This window comes from Cupriavidus sp. PET2-C1, from assembly GCF_054515855.1.
In genome coordinates this window covers 715,945-732,554 of the sequence record NZ_CM137259.1, presented here as the reverse complement: position 1 = coordinate 732,554, position 16,610 = coordinate 715,945, and the positions used below count along the sequence as shown (strand labels likewise).

Below are 16,610 nucleotides of genomic sequence, written 5' to 3'. Positions count from 1 at the left end.
CTCGGCCCCGGCTCAGCCAAGCAGCCGCATGGCGGTATAGACCGCCATGCCCGCCACGATCATGCCCACCATGCGCCGCGTCGCCAGGTAGAACACCAGCGCCACCGCGCCGGCCACCAGCTTGTAGTTGCTCGGGGCCAGCGTGAAATGGCCCTGCCAGGTCATCAGGTCGGGCAGGATGATGGCCGCCAGCGCCGCCGCCGGCGCGTAGCGCAGCGCGCGCTGGATGCGGTCTGGCACCGTCACGCGCTCGCCCGCCATCAGGAACAGCGCACGCGTGACGATGGTCACCAGCGCCATGCCGACCAGCGCGATCCAGATCTCGAGATGGCTCATGCCCGGTCCTCTGCCACCGGAGCCGCCGGAGCCGCTGCCTGCGCGGGCGCATGCCCGGCCTTGCGGCGGCGGATGCCACGCAAGGTCGCGCGGGCGGCCAGTTCGTCGCTGGCCATGCCAGCCGCGATCGCCCCCACCACCGCCGCCACCAGGCCGAGCCGGTAAGGCAGGTCGAAGCACAGCAGCGCCAGCGCGGAAGCCACAGCCACCGCCAGCAGCGTGGAGCGCGAGCGGATGGTCGTGACCATCACGGGAATCAGCGCCAGCGTGCCGGCCAGCCCCAGGCCCCAGTTGTCCGGGAACGCGCTGGCCAGCACGATGCCGATGATTGACGATACCTGCCACATGGCGAAATTGGTCAGCGCCATGCCCCAGAAGTACCCTTCCTTGCCCGGTTCATGGCCTGGCGTGGCATAGCGCTGCATGAAGTAGACGAAATGCAGGTCGCCGTTGAACGACCCCAGCAGCGTGCGGCGCCACAGCGGCAGATAGCTGAAATGCGGCTGCAGCCCCGCGCTGAAGATCACGAAGCGCAGGTTGACGATGGCGGCGGTCAGCCACACCGTCCACAACGGCAGGCCCGCCGCAAACAGCGGCAGCACGGACAACTGTGCCGAGCCCGCATAGACCAGCAAGGACATGCCGATCGCCTCGGGCACGTTCATCACCGACTTGCTCATGGCCACGCCCGTCACCAGGCCCCAGGAGAACACGGCAGGCAGGGACGGCGCGAAATAGCGCGCCCCCTCGATAAAGCCAGCCCGCTCGGCCGGGGCAAAACGATGCCAGGGACGCAGCAGGGCCTGGGGCGGTCGGAAGGTCATAGCTGAAAGCTGGGGGGATGGCAGCCGCCGGGGGGCGGCGAGCCCTTAGGGGGAATTGGGCATTATAGGGGGAGTGGGAGGGGGTGGTAAGTGGTTGCTTAACTGTTGGGGGGGCTGGGCTGGTTGGCTGGCGTTTTTGGTTTGATTTGCTGCGGCGTTGGCTTTTGCACCCAAGGGCCATACGACATCCCCCTGCGGGGGCTGCCGGTCACTCTTCTTTGCGTCGGCAAAGAAGACTAACGAGAAGAAAGCCGACCCTGCCGGGCGCAGAGCAATAAGGCTCTCGAATATCGGTGGTTGCGTCGTACGGCCCGGAGTGTTGGCTGGCGGATTCTACCGACCCAAAGGACATCTCAACTACATGACCCATGGGTTACGTCGTGCGGCCCCTGACCTCGTGCGCGGTGACCGTTCCCACATCTGCCGTTCGCGGCGCGGAGGGCTGCGCCATTTCAGGCGTGACTGGTTTCGTGGTTTTGTCTCGGAGGACGAGCGCCGTGAGGTGCGAGCACGGCCCTCGCGAACCGGGCCACGGTGCCCACCACGAAACCGGGGGAGTTGGTAGCCAGGTGCCGCTCGCGCCGGTACGGCAGGGCATCAAATGGCCGGGCGGCCACCGCCAGAGACAAAACCACGAAACCACCAAGTCAGGCAGGATCGTGGCGCTCCGCACCGCGAACGGCAGATGCCCGAACACTCACCGAGCAAAGCGATGAGGGGCACCACCACGTGACCATTGGGTCATGCAGTAGCGATGTCCTTCGGGCCGGTTGGACACGCCAGCCAACACTCAGGGCCGTACGACGCAACCACCGAGGCAAAAACAGCCTTATTGCTCTGCCCCCGGCAGGGCGGCTTTCTTTTCGTTAGTTTTCTTTGCCGGTCAAAGAAAAGTGACCGGCAGCCCCCGCAGGGGGATGTCGTATGGCCCTTGGGTGCAAATGCCAACGCCATACCAAATCAAAACCAAATCAAACAGCAAAAACCAACGGTTCTGCCCTTGCACCCAACAACCAACAATCAACAACCAACCCAACATCAATCAATAGACGCCCCAACACTCCTAACAACCCCCGCCCACTTCTGCCGATCCGCCTTCACCGTAGTCCGAAACTGCTCAACCGTCTCAATCCGCGGCGAATTCCCCGCCTCGATCAACTTCTGCCGGATCGCCGGCGTTTCAAGAGCGACCTTGACCGCATCGTTGATCTTCTTGCTGATCTTGGGATCCAGCCCCTTGGGGCCGAAGAAGCCAAACCAGATGGTGCTGTTGAAGCCGGGCAACCCGCTCTCGGCTATCGTCGGCACTTCGGGAATCACCGCTACATGGTTTTTGGTGGTCACGCCAAGCAGCCGCACCTTGCCGGCGCGATACTGCGGCAACACGCTCTGCACCTGATTAAAAATGCAGCAGACCTCGCCCTTGAGCACGGCTTGCAGCGCATCGGGGCCGCCCTTGTAGGGCACATGGACCATATCCAGGCCGGCGCGCGCGTTGAATTCGGCGAAGGCCAGGTGCGTGCCGGTGCCGTTGCCGGTCGACGCGTAGTTGTACTTGCCGGGGTTGGCCTTGACCTTCTCGATGAACTCCTTGACCGACTTCACATCGATCACGGCGGGGTTCACCGTCAGCACGTTGGAGACTTCCACCAGCGGCGCGACAGGCGTGAAATCGGCTTCGGCGTCGAACGGCAGGCTCTTGTACAGGGCCGGGTTGATGCCGTGGGTGGCGGCGGTGCCGAGCAGCAGCGTGTAGCCGTCGGGCTTGGCATGGGCCACCACTTCGGAGGCCACATTGCCACCGGCGCCGGGGCGGTAGTCATAGATGATGGTGGCCTTGAGCGACTTCTGCAGCGATTCCTGCAGCGTGCGTCCCACCATGTCCACGCCGGAGCCGGCGGTAAAGCCCATCAGGATGGTGATTGGCTGGGTCGGCCAGGCCGGGTCCTGCGCGCGGGCCGGGGCAGCCAGCGTGCCCAGCGCGGCCAGCAGGCCAAGGCCGGCGGCACGGGAAGCGCGGGCAGCGCGGGCAGCGCGGGCAGCGCGGGACGAATGGAAAGCGGACGAGATGCGGCGGGTAGCAGTGCGGAACATGGGGGTACCGTCGAAAAAGGGAATGCGGGTCGGGGCTGCCGGCCGGGGTCTGCCGCCCCGGGCCAAAACAGCAAGATACCAACGATCCGCCGCATTACCAACGACGGAGTTCGCTTGAAGGTATGCCATGTTGGTATAAGCAGACATGGATTGGATTCCCGCCGCCGCCCGCACCGGCGAAAGCGCGCCTTTCGCCCCTAGCTGCGCAACAGCCCCACCAGTTCGTCGATGTCCGGCAGCGCCGCCGCCGTGCCGACAAAGCCGGCACCGCCGTCCTCGCCCGCCTCCAGGATGCCATCGGCCAGCGCGCGCTTGCCGTGATGCAGCGTGAGGATGCGCTCCTCGATGGTGCCCGCGCTGATCAGCCGGTAGACGGTCACCGGGCGTTGCTGTCCGATGCGATGGGCGCGGCCCATGGCCTGGTCCTCCGCCGCCGGGTTCCACCAGGGGTCGGCGATGATCACGTAGTCGGCGGCCGTCAGGTTGAGGCCGAAGCCGCCGGCCTTCAGGCTGATCAGGAAGACATCGCCCTCGCCGGCCTGGAACGCCGCCACGCGCCGCGTGCGCTCGGCCGCTGGCGTGGCGCCGTCGAGGTACTGCCAGGCCAGGCCGGCCTCGTCCAGCCCCTGGCGCAGCAGTTGCAGGAAGTCGACGAACTGGCTGAAGACCAGCGTCTTGTGCCCGTTGGCGGCCAGCTCGCCCGCCAGTTGCACGAAGGCGCGCACCTTGGCGCCCGCCTGCCCGAGTTCCAGTTGCAGCTCGGGCGTGACCAGGCGCGCGTCGCAGGCGGCGCGCCGCATCCGCATGAGCTGCGCCAGCACATGGATGCGCGCCTCGGCGGCGGGCTGGCCGGCGGCGGTCTTGCGGGACTTCGGGCCTTTGACCACGGCCTCGGCTTCGGCGAGCGCCTGGCGGCGCAGCGCTTCGTAGTGGGCCGCCTCGATCGGGTCCTGCTCGATGCGCAACACCAGTTCGGTGCGCGGCGGCAATTCGTCCAGCACCTGGGCCTTGGTCCGGCGCAGCACGAACGGCGCGATCATGCGGCGCAGCCGCTGGGCCGCCTCGCGCACGCCATTGCGCTCGATCGGCACGGCGAAGTGCTCGTTGAAGCGGACCAGCGAGCCGAGCAGGCCGGGGTTGCAAAAGCGCATGATCGACCACAGCTCGGCCAGCCGGTTTTCCACCGGCGTGCCCGACAGCGCCATGCGAAAATCGGCCCGCAGCTCGAACACCGCCTGCGAGCGCTTGGTGGCGGCGTTCTTGAACGCCTGCGCTTCGTCGGCCACCACCGTGTGCCACTCGCGCTGGCAGAAGGCGTCGCGCGCCTGCAGCAGCAGCGTGTACGAAACAATCACCACGTCATGCGGGCCGGCTTGTTCCAGCAAGGCCGTGCGCTCGCCCTCGGCATAGATGTGCACGCGCAGCGTCGGCGCGAAGCGCCTTGCCTCTTCGGCCCAGTTGCCGCACACGGAGGTTGGCGCGATCACCAGCGCAGCGCCGCCGCCGGCGCGCGCCAGCATCACGGCGAGCGCCTGCAGCGTCTTGCCCAGCCCCATGTCGTCGGCCAGGCAGGCGCCGAAGCCGGCCTCGGCGAGCGACATGGCCCAGCGGTAGCCGTCTTCCTGGTAGGGCCGCAGTTGCGCGGCCAGGTTGGCCGGCAGCGCGGCGTCGCTGTCGCGCGCCCGGCGCAGCCGCGCCACGCGCTGGCGGAAATGCTGGTCGGGGTCGATGCCGGCGCCGGCCAGCACGTCGTCCAGCCAGGGCGCCGCCATCAGCGGCACCTTGATACCGTCGGGCACGTTGTGCGCCACGCTGGCCAGGTCGCGCAGCCTGGCGCGCAGGCTGCGCGTGAGCGCCACATACACGCCCTGCCCCATCGGCATGAAGCGCCCGGCATGGCTGCCGGCCCAGGCCAGCAACTGGCCAAGCTGCAGCACCAGCCCCTCGGCCACGCCCAGCTCGCCAACCAGCTTGAACCATTCGCTCTCGGTCTCGATATGCACCGCCAGTTGCGGGATATCGGCGCCCACCACGCGGATTTCCTTGCCCCGGGGCCACTCCACCGCCAGCACGGCGGGCAGCCCGGGCAATTGCTCGACCACCGACAACGCCTCCTCCGGGTCGGCCAGGGTCCAGTCGTATTCACCGCTTTCGGGCGAGCGCGGCACCAGGAAGGGCAGCGCGTCGAACACTTCGGCCACGCTTGCCAATTCGGCCTTGAGGTCGCGCACCGTGGCCAGGCTCTCCCCTTTGACCGCCGCCATCAGCCGCTCGCGCCCGCTGCCCGGGGCCAGCCGTGGCCCAAGCGGGCCCAGCGGCGTCACCACCAGGCGCAGCGAAAGGCCTTCGCCCAGCGGCGACAGCTCGGCGCGCAGCCGGCTCTCGGTCTCGAGCTCGCGGGCGCTGCCGTCGTGGTCGGAGTGCACCTGGAAGTGACCGGACAGCGCGCGCAGCGTGGCGTCAAGCTGCGCATGGGCTTCGGCCGGCACCGCCAGCCCGTCGGCGATCAGTTGCGCCGCGCCCTGCTGTGCGGGTGTCAGGCGGATCACGCGCAGGCGCTGCGAGCCTTCGCGCAGCACGGTGATCTGGCGCAAGGCCTCGGCGTCCGCGCGGCTGCCGGCAGGCAGGAAGCTGTCCATCGCCGGGGCCTCACGCACCGGGGGTGAGACCCGCAAGGTGTAGCGGCCACCCTGGCGCACCACTTCCAGCGTGGGGGCGCCCTCCAGCACTTCCAGCGTCTGCTCGGGCGCCTGCGCCAGCACCACGCCCGGATGCCCGACCAGCGCCAGCATGGCGGCGGCGCGATCGAGCACGTAGCGGCGGTGATAGGACTGGTCGCGGCGGACCGCGCGGGCGACGCGGGCGTCCCACGGCTCCAGCCGGTCGTCTTCGGCAAGGCGGGCCAGCGGCACGGGACGCGGCTTGTTCCAGCCGCGCGGGCCGCGCTGCTGCTCCAGCGGCTCGATGGTGCCGACCGCGCCGTCGGCGTCGATGGTCAACGCCCACAACAGGCGGCTGGCGCTGGCGCCGTCGGGCGCGCGCGTCTCGCCCGCCAGGGCCTGCAACGCTTCGAGCGCGAGCCGCCAGCTTTCCTGGCGCTGGCCGGCAAAGAAAGCTGGCGGCACCGGCTCGCCCGCATCCAGCGCCAGCGCGGCGTCCAGTTGCTGCGCGAACCAGTGCAGGCCGCAGCCTTGCAGGCGCGCACGCAGGGCCGCAACGGCCTCGGCGCGGGCAGCCGCCGGCTGGCGCCGTCCGCTGGCTTGCTTCACGTCGCCGAGCCAGGCGCGCAGCAGCACGCGCCAGAACTGCGCGAGCGGTGGCACCTCGGGGCGCAATGCGAACGCGGCCTCGTCCAGCCGCGCATCACCCTTGTGCACAGCCAGCACGTGGCACCACAGCCCCCAGCGCTCGGTCAGCGCCGGGCTGCGCGTGCCCGCTTCCGCCTGGCAGAACTTGCGGGCTTGTTCGAGATGGGCCGGCGTGCGCTGGGCCAGCAAGGACAGCGGATAGCAAGGCGCCAGTGAGGGCGGCAACAAGCCGGTTCGCTGGCGGCTTTCGGTCCGTAGCCGCTTGAGCGCCGCCTCGAAGCCCGCCTGGGCGGCTGGCCAGTCGCCTTCCTGCATGCGGGCAAAAGCGCGCAGGGCGTCGCCATCGCCGCCGCCGGCGTCGCCCATCGTGGATAGCAAGGCAAGGGCCGCCGGGCGCTCGCCGGCGTACAGCTGGCCCTCGGCCAGCGCGGTGCGAATGGGGACCGGCAGCGCCTGCGGATCGTCGGCGTGGCAGGCCAGTCCGTAATCCAGGTAGGGCTGCAAGCGGGGATCCCAGTCGAAATAGAGACAGTCCAGGATCGCCAGCAAGATGCGCCAGCGCCAGGGTGGCACCACCCGGTCCAGCAGCGCGGCGTCGCCGCTGGCCAACGCCGCTTCCACCAGCATTTCGGCGCGGTCGGCTCCGTCCCCCCATGGCGCCAGCATTTCGCCGATGGCCGCCTCCGAGGCTCCAGAGAACAACATCTCGCGCAGCCGCCTGACGTGCATGCGGCCCGGCGATTCACGATGGGAGGCGGAGGGTCCAGACGGCGGCGGCAGGGTCACGGGTGGCAGTGGCGGCATACACAATGTGACGATTTTAGACCCCGGCGCGCCCGCGCCCGCGTTGGCACAGGGGGTCCCGGGGTTTACAATGTCGCTTTTGCGTGACTGATGGCGCTCTGGGAGAGAACCATGTCGATGGCGGATCGCGACGGTAAAATCTGGATGGACGGCAAGCTGATCGAATGGCGCGACGCCAAGATCCATGTGCTGACCCATACCCTGCATTACGGCATGGGGGTGTTTGAAGGCGTACGTGCCTACAAGACGCCGGCCGGTACCGCGATCTTCCGTCTCAAGGAGCACACCCGCCGCCTGTTCAACTCGGCCAAGATCTTCCAGATGCAGATGCCGTTCGACGCGGCCACGCTGGAGGCCGCGCAACGCGAGGTGGTGAAAGCCAACCAGCTCGCGTCCTGCTACATCCGCCCGCTGGTCTGGATCGGCTCGGAAAAAATGGGGGTCTCGGCCAGGGGCAACACCATCCACGTGGCGATTGCCGCGTGGCCGTGGGGCGCCTACCTGGGCGAGGAAGGCCTGGAGCGCGGCATCCGCGTCAAGACATCGTCCTTCACCCGCCACCATGTCAATGTATCGCTGGTGCGGGCCAAGGCCAGCGGCTATTACATCAACTCGATCCTCGCCAACCAGGAAGCCACCAGCATGGGCTACGACGAAGCCCTGCTGCTGGATACCGAAGGCTACGTCAGCGAAGGCTCGGGCGAAAACGTGTTCGTGGTGCGCGACGGCGTGATCTATACGCCTGACCTGGCCTCGTGCCTGGACGGCATCACCCGCGACGCCATCCTCACCATCGCCCGCGACCTGGGCATCGAGGTGCGCGAGAAGCGCATCACGCGCGACGAGGTGTACTGCTCGGACGAAGCCTTCTTCACCGGCACCGCGGCCGAAGTCACGCCGATCCGCGAGCTCGACGACCGCGTGATCGGCGAAGGCCGCCGCGGCCCGGTGACCAAGCGCGTGCAGGACGCCTTCTTCGCCGCGGTCGGCGGCACCAATGAACAATACAAGCACTGGCTGACCGTGGTCTGACACCACCCCGGGACCCGAAAGCGCACTAGGCAATCACGAACCGTTTAACCAGTCATACTTCAGTCCATACCAAAGACTAAAGACTAAAACCATCCCCGCAACACCATGACGCAAACCGCCTCCCTGATCGAAATCGGCGCGGAAGACCTTCCGCTGCACTGCCCCACCGGCAACACGCCGACCTGGAACTACCATCCGCGCGTCTTCCTCGACGTGACCGACACCGGCGAAGTGAAGTGCCCGTACTGCGGTACCGTCTACAAGCTCAAGCCTGGCACCGTGATCAAGGGTCACCACTGACACGGCCCACGCCTGACCGCACCACCCCGATGCTCCGGCCCGCCCTGCGGCGCGCCGGAGCGTCGGCGTGCGTGGCGCGCGCAGCTTGCGCCACGCCCACCCTTCCGGCAGCGCCCCATTCATGAAAAAAGCCCTCGTCATCGCCCCCAACTGGATCGGCGACGCCCTGATGGCGCAGCCGCTCTTCACCCTCATGAAAGCGCGCCATCCGCGCCTGCAGATCGACGCCCTCGCCCCTAAATGGGTGGCGCCGGTGCTGGCCCGCATGCCCGAGATCCACCAGGTCTTCCCCAGCGAACTGGCGCACGGCAAGCTGCAGCTCTCGGCCCGCCTGATGTTCGCCCAGCAGCTCAAGAACGAAGGCTACGACGCGGCCTATGTGCTGCCGAATTCGCTCAAGTCCGCGCTGATCCCCTGGCTGGCTGCTATCCCGCTGCGTGTCGGCTATCGCGGCGAAGCCCGCTTCGGCCTGCTCAATATCCGCCATGGCAATCCGCCCCGCGACCAGCGCCCGCCCATGGTGGAGCACTACGCGCGGCTGGCGCTCAAGCCCGGCGCCCGCCTGCCGGAGAACCTGCCCGAGCCGCGCCTGCGAACCGACCCGGTGCGCATGGCCAAGACTGCGGAGCGTTTTGGCATCGCGCCGCAGACGCGCCTGATCGCGTTCTGCCCGGGCGCGGAGTTCGGCCCGGCCAAGCGCTGGCCGGCCGCGCATTTCGCCGAGCTGGCGCAGATGCTCAAGCGCTCGTTCCCGTATGCGCAAATGGTCACACTGGGCTCGCCCAAGGACGCCGAGATCGCCGACGAGATCGTCAAGGCCGCGCCCTTCGTGCGCAACCTGTGCGGCCAGACCTCGCTGGACGATGCCGTCGACCTGCTGGCGATGTCTGAGGCCGCCGTGTGCAACGACTCCGGCCTGATGCACGTCACCGCGGCGCTGAACCGGCCACAGGTGGCGGTGTTCGGCTCCAGTGACCCGCGCCATACACCCCCGCTGTCGCAGGCTGCGAGTATCATGTGGCTGCAGCTCGAATGCAGTCCGTGCTTCAAGCGCGAGTGCCCGCTTGGACACCTGCGCTGCCTGAAGGACATCGAGCCCGAAATGGTGTTTGTGGAGCTGCGCAAGCTCCTGCACCGGGCCTGAAGCGCTGACCCGCCGTTCGTGTTTATCCGGCCAACGAATCCCTGAGCCCAGTCCACCATGCCTCGTTTTGCCCGCCTGTTCGATTCCGCCGAAGACATCGTAGAAGCCTTTCGCGAGGCCATGAAGCTACGCGATGCCGACGGCGCGCTGCGCCTGTGGCTGGATGAGGACTCGGTTACCTGCGTGATGCCGGACGGCCAGCGCCTGATCGGCCACGAGCACCTGCGCCAGGCCTTTGCGCAGTTGCTGGACGTACAGCCGGTGCTGATCGACGTGATCGAGACCAGCAGCCATACCTCGATGGGCGTCGCCATCTTCGACGTGACCGAAGCCCTGCGCTTTGGCGACGACCGCGTCGAAGCCGACCTCTATGTGCACACCACCTATGTGCTGATGCAGAACCACGAGGGCTGGCGCCTGGCGCACATCCATTGCAGCCCGGCCAACGCCGCTCAGGTCGCGACCGTGAGCACGGCGCCAGGCCAGGCACTCCACTAGGATTGGACGCGGCGCGGCGGGCCGGCCAGCCCGTCACGCGCGTCGCTTGACCGCCTATCGCCTTGCAGGCATGAGCCAGCTTCCGCCTTCGCACCACCGCCCCGCTCCGGGCGACTTCCGCGCCACCGACTCGTTCGGCGGCGGCCGCCGCATGCCCTGGTGGCTCGCCGGCGGCCACGCGCAGACCATCATTCCGGCGCGCTTCACGCCGCGCCCGCCGCGCGTGGCTTTCAAGCGCGAGCGCTGGACCGCCCCGGACGACGACTTCGTCGACCTGGACTGGACCACGCACCCGGTCACGCCCGATACCCCGCTGCTGGTGATGTTCCATGGCCTGGAAGGCGACTCCGGCAGCCATTACGCGCAGGCCATGATGCATGCGCTGGCGGCGCGCGGCTGGCAGGGCGTGATCCCGCACTTTCGTGGCTGCTCGGGCGAGCTGAACCTGGCGCCGCGCTTCTATCACTCGGGCGATGCCGAGGAGCTCCAGTGGATCCTGGCGCGGCTGCACCGGCAGTATTGCGGCCACGGGCGCAAGCTACTGGTGGTAGGCATTTCGCTCGGCGGCAATGCCCTGCTGCGCTTGCTGGGCGAACAAGGCAGCGCCGCGGGCCATATCAGCGCGGCGGCATCGGTCTCGGCGCCGCTGGACCTGGCCGGCGGCGGCGCGGCGCTGTCGCAAGGCTTCAACATGCTGTACACGCGCATGTTCCTGCAAACCCTGAAACGCAAGTCGCTGGCCAAGCTGAGCCAATACCCCCGGCTGTTCGACCGCGAGGCCATGCTCGCCAGCCGTGACCTGCACGCCTTCGACAATATCGTGACAGCGCCGCTGCATGGCTTTCGCGATACCGATGACTACTGGGCGCGCGCGTCCAGCAAGCCGGTGCTTGGCGAGATCAAGGTGCCCACGCTGGTGCTCAACGCGCGCAACGATCCCTTCCTGCCGGCGCGCCACCTGCCGGGCCCCGCTGATGTCAGCCCGCAGGTCTGGCTGGAGCAGCCCGAGCACGGCGGTCACGTCGGTTTCATGACACCGCGCGAAGATTGGCTGCGCGCGCTGCCGGTGCTGCCCTTTGCGGGGCATATCGAGTGGCTGCCAGCGCGCATCCTGCGGTTTTTCGACGCCGTGGCTTAGCGCCGTGGCTTAGCGCCGCGGCGTTGCGCAGTGGCGTTGCGCAGTGGCGTTGCGCAGTGGTGTTGATTACGGGCCGCACCCGCGGCCCAGCGTCACCAGAACGAATGCGAGCGGGATGCCCGGACACGGGCGGTCCCGCAAGGAGGCACTGAAGATGGATGAGACCGTCAAGCAAGCCATGGCCCGCTGGCCCAACGTCCCCAACTGCTACGGGTGGCTGGCGCTGGACCGGCGCGGGCAATGGCGCATGCGCAACGAGTACGCCCAGCAGCATGGCCTGTCCGGCGACCCGATCCGCCACGAGGCGCTGATCGCCTTTATCGAGCGCAACTACCAGCGCGACGAACGCGGTGGCTGGTATTTTCAGAACGGCCCGCAGCGCGTGTTCGTATCGCTGGCCTATGCGCCTTGGATCGTGCGGCTGCACCAGGGCAAGCTGCACACCACCTCGCAGCGCGCCTTCACGCTGCACGGCTGCCATGCGGACGAGCACGGCAACGTGGTGCTGGTGGGCACGGTGGCGGGTGAAAGCGGCGGCGGCCCGCAAGCCGCGCTGCTGCACGACCATGACCTGGATGGCTTTAGCAGCGCCTGCACCTGGCACGGCGAGGCCTGCGGCGGCAATCTCGGCGTGTTTCATTTCAGCGGCGCCGACGTGCAGATCGAGCCGATCGCCGAGGACGAAGTGCCGGCGCGCTACGCCTTTGTGCGCCAGCCCCGGCCGCCTGCGGGAGAACAGGCGGCCTGAGCATGAGCGTCAGTTAGGCATGCCCTTGTTGTCCTGCTTTTCCTCGCGGTACTGGCGCTCCAGCTGGTGCAGCCGCGCATCGACTTCCGACAGCGTGTAGAAATCGCCGTCGCCCGCCTTGCGTGCGATCTGCAACTGCTCGATGGCGGCCTGGTAGGCGCCATCCACGGCGTATTTCTCCGCCAGCGCCTGGTGCTGCTGCACGCGCCGGCCCTGCGCGGCATAGGCCCGCGCCAGCATGTCCCACCACTCGGAGCGGGCGATTTCCTCGCGCGTGCGCTCGCGCAGGAAGGTCACCGCCTGGTCGGTGCGGCCTGCGCCAAGCAAGGTCGCGGCATAGCTCAGCGCCACCGCGTGCGACAACGGGAACGCTTTCATCGACGCCACCACCTGGTTCAGCGCGTCCTGCTGCCGGCCCTGGGCGCGCGCCAGCTCGACCGCCATCACATCCAGCATGGGGCTGCCGGAGGTAGCGCCCGGGATCGTGCCATACAAGCGGCGGGCTTCGGCCAGCGACTGCTCGGCCGCGGCGTTGCGGCCCAGCCGCTGCTCGGCGAACGCGATGCCGTAGTGGAGCGCAGGCAGGCGCGCCGGCGAGGCTGACGCCAGTTGCGTTTGCAGCGCTGCGCGCGCGTTCTGCAGATCGCTGGGCGAGATTTCCTGCAGGATGCGGGCGCGCATCCGCGCGAACTCGTACTCGGGCGTGCTTGCCACGCGGCGCACCGCCACATGGCTCACGCGGTCCTGCATGTCGGCGATCCGCTCGGAGGTAAGCGGGTGGGTGCGTACGTACGACGGCACCGAGCTTTCCGAAATCCCCACTACGCGCTGCAGCCGCTTGAAGAAGTCAGGCATGCCCTGCGGGTCAAACCCGGCAGCCGTCATGATCTGGAAGCCGACCCGGTCGGCCTCGCGCTCGGCGCCGCGCGAGAAGGACAGCTGGTTGGACACCGCCGCCGCCTGTCCGCCCATGGCCAGCGCCGCGGCCGCGTCGCCGCTCTTGGTGGCGGCCAGCCCGGCCAGCACCATCGAGGCCAGCGCGATCCACATCGACTGGTCCTGCGTGGTGATGCCGCGCGCGATATGCCGCTGCATCACGTGGCCGATTTCGTGGCCCAGCACCGAGGCCAGCTCGGACTCGGTGTCGGACTGCACCAGCAGGCCGGTGTGCACACCGATATACCCGCCGGGCAGCGCAAAGGCATTGATGCTGCGGTCGCGCACCGCGAACAGCTCGAACCCCGTGGCAAAGGTACCGGCGCCGGTGGAGCCCGAGATGTTCTGCCGCCGCGCCGCCTGCACCAGGCGATAGCCAAGCGCGTTCAGGTAATCGGACAGCAGCGGATCGGACACGTAGTCCGGGTCGCGCCGGATGTCGCGCATGATGCGGTCGCCCAGGCGCCGCTCCATGTCGGGCGTGAGCGACGCGGTGGACGGATCGCCCAGGTCGGGCAGCTGCACGCCGGAGGTCTCCACCACGGTGTTGTTGCTGCGCAGGCCAAAATCGGATTTCTGCCCTGCTTTCACACTGCGGTTCAGGTTGTCATAGACTTGGTCGCTGCCGTCGCGGCTATCGCTCCCCGCTGCTGCTGCGGCGGCTGCGGTACGCGTGGGATCGTTCAGCAGCGGGCGCTGCTGGGGCCAGGCGGGCAGCGCGATCGTCAGCGCCACCAGCGCCGCCAGCGAGCGGCGGGCAAGGCCCACGGGAATCCTGGAAGGCATGAGGCACGCCTGTCGGGCGGGCGAGGAGAGCGCTCCGGCGAGCATTTGGTTCTTGCGCATGTTGCTATGATAGCGGCCTCCGGAAGCCATTCCCATCGGGCGTCGCCCGGTCTTGCCACGCCCTGCCCCGGCATGCGCGGCAAGCGCATCCGTCACGCATTCATTCCCCCGCATCCGCCAGGTCCACGCCATGAGCCAGCTCACCCATTTCGATTCCGCCGGACAAGCCCATATGGTCGACGTCGGCGCCAAGGCGCACAGCCACCGCGTGGCCGTCGCCACCGGCACCATCACCATGCTGCCCGCCACCTTTGCACTGGTGCGCGACGGCACCGCCAAGAAGGGCGACGTGCTAGGCATTGCGCGCGTGGCCGCCATCATGGCCACCAAGCGCACCTCTGACCTGATCCCGCTATGCCACCCGATCTCGCTCACCAAGGTGGCGGTGGACTACGCGATGGACGAGGCCAGCGCCACCATCCGCTGCACCGTGCGCACCGAGACCCACGGCCAGACCGGCGTGGAAATGGAAGCGCTGACCGGCGTGCAGGTGGCGCTGCTGACCATCTACGACATGTGCAAGGCGGTCGACCGCGGCATGGTGATTGGCGATGTGAAGTTGCTGGAGAAGCATGGCGGGAAGTCGGGGGACTGGGTGGCGGAAAAGACCTAAGTATTTGATTTCATTAGGCCATCTTCAGCCCGCCCTTACGCCCCCCACTGCTTTCCATGCGGGCTCCCGATAGGTTCACTCTAGCCGTTTGGGTGCACCAACAGTCGCAAATCCTTCGGTTTGGCCAACGTTTGTCCAAGTGAGGCAAGCGATGGCATCAGTAAGACGTAGGGGGAACACGTGGCAAGCCCGTGTTTCGCAGAAGGGATTCCCAGCGGAAGTCCGAACCTTTGACAGCAAAGCCGAGGCTGAGCGCTGGGCACGTGCCGTAGAGTCCGAAACGGACCGAGGTGTGCACGTTAGCCGACAGGAGGCCGAGAGGACCACCTTGGCGGAGGTCATTGGGCAATACATTGAGTAGGTCTCCCCGCTACCAAGGCCTTCCCCGCCTCGGCGAGAACCCGAGTTCTCAGCACCCTTGAGGAACAGGCATTGCTCGAAGCGGCCCAGCCAGTAGGTCGGCACAATCCTTGGCTATCCCCAGCCATCCCCAGCTATCACGCTCGCAGTGGAAACCTGTAACCCATTGGTTTTTCTGGGCACCCCGCAACTTGTCTGGGAACAATAAGCCAGCGGCCGATTGATGGTTGTTGACAGAGATTCACATTTTTTCGGATTCGTCTGATTTCATAGAACTAGTCTTTTCTGTATATCTGGCTAACGGCACAGATTGCCGTGCAACAACAGAGGGAGATGGATTGGACAGACCATCTTTATCCTCGCGTGCGTGTGGGCATGTCCCGCACACCGAGCCAGGCGATGAATAGGGAGATTGAACGATGAACGATATGCGAAACGCACTGCGCAACGGTGACCGGACTAGCACAAACGGCGTGTTAGTGGGCACCGGCACGATGTCCCATCACGGCGTCAACGTGGCAATCGAAGGCGACTTCGCAACCTGCCCGGCGTGCAAAAGTGGCGGCATAGTGACCAATGATTGCTATCCGTCGTTCGACCTTATGGGGCAGCAAATTCTTGTGGAAGGTGCCCGCGTCAATTGCAAATGCCCGGTGAAACCAATCGTCATCGCCTCACAGAACGACTTCACCATCGAGGTGACCCGCGGCAACGGTATTCGCATGCCCGCCGATACCACCAGCACGCTGTCATCTGAGGCACGGAATAAGCTTGTGGAAAACATGCAAGGCAGTAAGCTTGCTGACGATTCGGACCGGATTTGCCCGAACATGACGAACGAGGAATTTGCTCGGCTCGTGATGGAGCGGCGCAACAAAGCCGTATCCCTAGTCGATAAGCGACTAACCGAACTAAAGAGATGGTCGTCAGCCGACAAATTCCGCGTCTCGGAATGGTTCGGGTCTGATGATGCGCCTACCCGAACAAGCTTGACGGCAGGACTTGGTCGCCTACGCGGTGTTCTAGCTATGCTAACGCCCGACAATTTCGTTCGATATTCCGAAAGCGCGATGGCGCATGTCGGCTGCACCTCAAATTCCAAGAAGAAAGTCGGAGTCGTAGCCGAAGTTTGCGCGCCGGACACGCGAACCCACACCATCGCGATCCATCTGGAATTCTGTGAGTTGCGGGATTATTCCTATACAGCGGATTCTCAGGTTTCAACGCTGATTCACGAAGTCTCGCACTTTGCCGATACCTTTGGTGCGCGAGATATTGAGTATTTCATGAGCGAGTGTTTGAAGTTCGCTAAAACTCGGCCCGAACTGACACTTCAGAACGCTGACAGCATTGCGGGGTATGTGATCTATGAGCGCGGCTAACATCGTTCTTGCGCTGTCAGCATTTTTGTCGATGCAGTGCGCGCATGCGTGCATGCCGGGCAAGAATATCGACGTTTACTTCGCGTCCAACTCAAGTGTCGTGACCGCATCCGAAATGCTCCGCCTGGCAAACTGGATGGTCGATCAGCGCATCAAGTACCCGAGGCAAAAGGCCATCACGGTCGGGGGCTATGCCGAGGAAGGCGAGAGCAGCCCCAAATCTCTGGCGGCGGAACGTCTCCGCGCG

Annotated in this window: 13 protein-coding genes; 8 read left to right on the top strand and 5 right to left on the bottom strand. The window is 66.6% G+C overall.

Going from position 1 to position 16,610, the window contains the following annotated elements; translation table 11 throughout:
• Positions 1–12: 12 nt before the first annotated feature.
• The 4 genes from ACX12D_RS03345 to ACX12D_RS03330 all read right to left on the bottom strand — a co-directional run bounded on the left by ACX12D_RS03345 (position 13) and on the right by ACX12D_RS03330 (position 6,379).
• Positions 13–336, bottom strand: a complete 324-nt coding sequence (locus ACX12D_RS03345; RefSeq protein WP_441641395.1) for an AzlD domain-containing protein — start codon at positions 334–336, stop codon at positions 13–15.
• Positions 333–1,160 (bottom strand): AzlC family ABC transporter permease, encoded by an 828-nt coding sequence (locus ACX12D_RS03340; protein WP_459372917.1) that lies wholly within the window; start codon positions 1,158–1,160, stop codon positions 333–335. Before ACX12D_RS03340 ends, ACX12D_RS03345 begins: the two co-directional genes overlap by 4 nt.
• A gap of 1,038 nt (positions 1,161–2,198) precedes the next feature.
• Positions 2,199–3,254 carry a Bug family tripartite tricarboxylate transporter substrate binding protein gene (locus ACX12D_RS03335; protein WP_459372916.1) on the bottom strand — a complete coding sequence of 352 codons (1,056 nt, stop codon included), beginning with the start codon at positions 3,252–3,254 and terminating at the stop codon, positions 2,199–2,201.
• A gap of 197 nt (positions 3,255–3,451) precedes the next feature.
• On the bottom strand, positions 3,452–6,379 hold the full coding sequence (locus tag ACX12D_RS03330) for a DEAD/DEAH box helicase (protein WP_459373918.1): 2,928 nt from the start codon (positions 6,377–6,379) through the stop codon (positions 3,452–3,454).
• A gap of 1,098 nt (positions 6,380–7,477) precedes the next feature.
• Here ACX12D_RS03330 and ACX12D_RS03325 point away from each other — a divergent pair.
• The 6 genes from ACX12D_RS03325 (at position 7,478) to ACX12D_RS03300 (ending at position 12,226) form a co-directional block, all read left to right on the top strand.
• Positions 7,478–8,398 (top strand): branched-chain amino acid transaminase, encoded by a 921-nt coding sequence (locus ACX12D_RS03325; RefSeq protein ID WP_459372915.1) that lies wholly within the window; start codon positions 7,478–7,480, stop codon positions 8,396–8,398.
• A gap of 105 nt (positions 8,399–8,503) precedes the next feature.
• Complete coding sequence (locus ACX12D_RS03320; RefSeq protein ID WP_006158072.1) at positions 8,504–8,698, top strand: zinc-finger domain-containing protein; 195 nt, start codon at positions 8,504–8,506, stop codon at positions 8,696–8,698.
• 121 nt (positions 8,699–8,819) lie between these two features.
• Positions 8,820–9,842 carry a lipopolysaccharide heptosyltransferase II gene (waaF, locus tag ACX12D_RS03315; protein WP_183034520.1) on the top strand — a complete coding sequence of 341 codons (1,023 nt, stop codon included), beginning with the start codon at positions 8,820–8,822 and terminating at the stop codon, positions 9,840–9,842.
• A gap of 57 nt (positions 9,843–9,899) precedes the next feature.
• The gene (locus tag ACX12D_RS03310; protein ID WP_150991864.1) at positions 9,900–10,340 is read left to right on the top strand and encodes a YybH family protein; all 441 of its coding nucleotides are present in this window, start codon (positions 9,900–9,902) and stop codon (positions 10,338–10,340) included.
• A 70-nt stretch (positions 10,341–10,410) separates the two neighbouring features.
• On the top strand, positions 10,411–11,478 hold the full coding sequence (locus tag ACX12D_RS03305) for a YheT family hydrolase (RefSeq protein ID WP_459373917.1): 1,068 nt from the start codon (positions 10,411–10,413) through the stop codon (positions 11,476–11,478).
• Between the two features lie 154 nt (positions 11,479–11,632).
• A complete protein-coding gene (locus tag ACX12D_RS03300) occupies positions 11,633–12,226 on the top strand; it encodes a DUF2946 family protein (protein WP_459372914.1) in 594 nt (197 codons plus the stop codon).
• A 9-nt stretch (positions 12,227–12,235) separates the two neighbouring features.
• Here ACX12D_RS03300 and ACX12D_RS03295 read toward each other — a convergent pair whose 3' ends face one another.
• On the bottom strand, positions 12,236–13,948 hold the full coding sequence (locus tag ACX12D_RS03295) for a M48 family metallopeptidase (protein WP_459372913.1): 1,713 nt from the start codon (positions 13,946–13,948) through the stop codon (positions 12,236–12,238).
• A gap of 190 nt (positions 13,949–14,138) precedes the next feature.
• Here ACX12D_RS03295 and moaC point away from each other — a divergent pair, with 190 nt between their 5' ends.
• Together moaC and ACX12D_RS03285 are read left to right on the top strand one after the other, a co-directional pair.
• Entirely contained in the window at positions 14,139–14,621 is a 483-nt protein-coding gene (moaC, locus tag ACX12D_RS03290; RefSeq protein WP_043343914.1) for a cyclic pyranopterin monophosphate synthase MoaC, read from the top strand.
• A gap of 779 nt (positions 14,622–15,400) precedes the next feature.
• Positions 15,401–16,363, top strand: coding sequence for a M35 family metallo-endopeptidase (locus ACX12D_RS03285; RefSeq protein ID WP_459372912.1), 963 nt, complete (start codon positions 15,401–15,403; stop codon positions 16,361–16,363).
• Positions 16,364–16,610 lie beyond the last annotated feature (247 nt).

Excerpts from the sequence above, each read along its gene's own strand:
- ACX12D_RS03345 (WP_441641395.1), bottom strand. The coding sequence starts at position 336 with ATGAGCCATCTCGAGATCTGGATCGCGCTGGTCGGCATGGCGCTGGTG.
- ACX12D_RS03340 (WP_459372917.1), bottom strand. The coding sequence starts at position 1,160 with ATGACCTTCCGACCGCCCCAGGCCCTGCTGCGTCCCTGGCATCGTTTT.
- ACX12D_RS03335 (WP_459372916.1), bottom strand. The coding sequence starts at position 3,254 with ATGTTCCGCACTGCTACCCGCCGCATCTCGTCCGCTTTCCATTCGTCC.
- ACX12D_RS03325 (WP_459372915.1), top strand. The coding sequence starts at position 7,478 with ATGTCGATGGCGGATCGCGACGGTAAAATCTGGATGGACGGCAAGCTG.
- ACX12D_RS03320 (WP_006158072.1), top strand. The coding sequence starts at position 8,504 with ATGACGCAAACCGCCTCCCTGATCGAAATCGGCGCGGAAGACCTTCCG.
- waaF (WP_183034520.1), top strand. The coding sequence starts at position 8,820 with ATGAAAAAAGCCCTCGTCATCGCCCCCAACTGGATCGGCGACGCCCTG.
- ACX12D_RS03310 (WP_150991864.1), top strand. The coding sequence starts at position 9,900 with ATGCCTCGTTTTGCCCGCCTGTTCGATTCCGCCGAAGACATCGTAGAA.
- ACX12D_RS03305 (WP_459373917.1), top strand. The coding sequence starts at position 10,411 with ATGAGCCAGCTTCCGCCTTCGCACCACCGCCCCGCTCCGGGCGACTTC.
- ACX12D_RS03300 (WP_459372914.1), top strand. The coding sequence starts at position 11,633 with ATGGATGAGACCGTCAAGCAAGCCATGGCCCGCTGGCCCAACGTCCCC.
- ACX12D_RS03295 (WP_459372913.1), bottom strand. The coding sequence starts at position 13,948 with ATGCCTTCCAGGATTCCCGTGGGCCTTGCCCGCCGCTCGCTGGCGGCG.
- moaC (WP_043343914.1), top strand. The coding sequence starts at position 14,139 with ATGAGCCAGCTCACCCATTTCGATTCCGCCGGACAAGCCCATATGGTC.
- ACX12D_RS03285 (WP_459372912.1), top strand. The coding sequence starts at position 15,401 with ATGAACGATATGCGAAACGCACTGCGCAACGGTGACCGGACTAGCACA.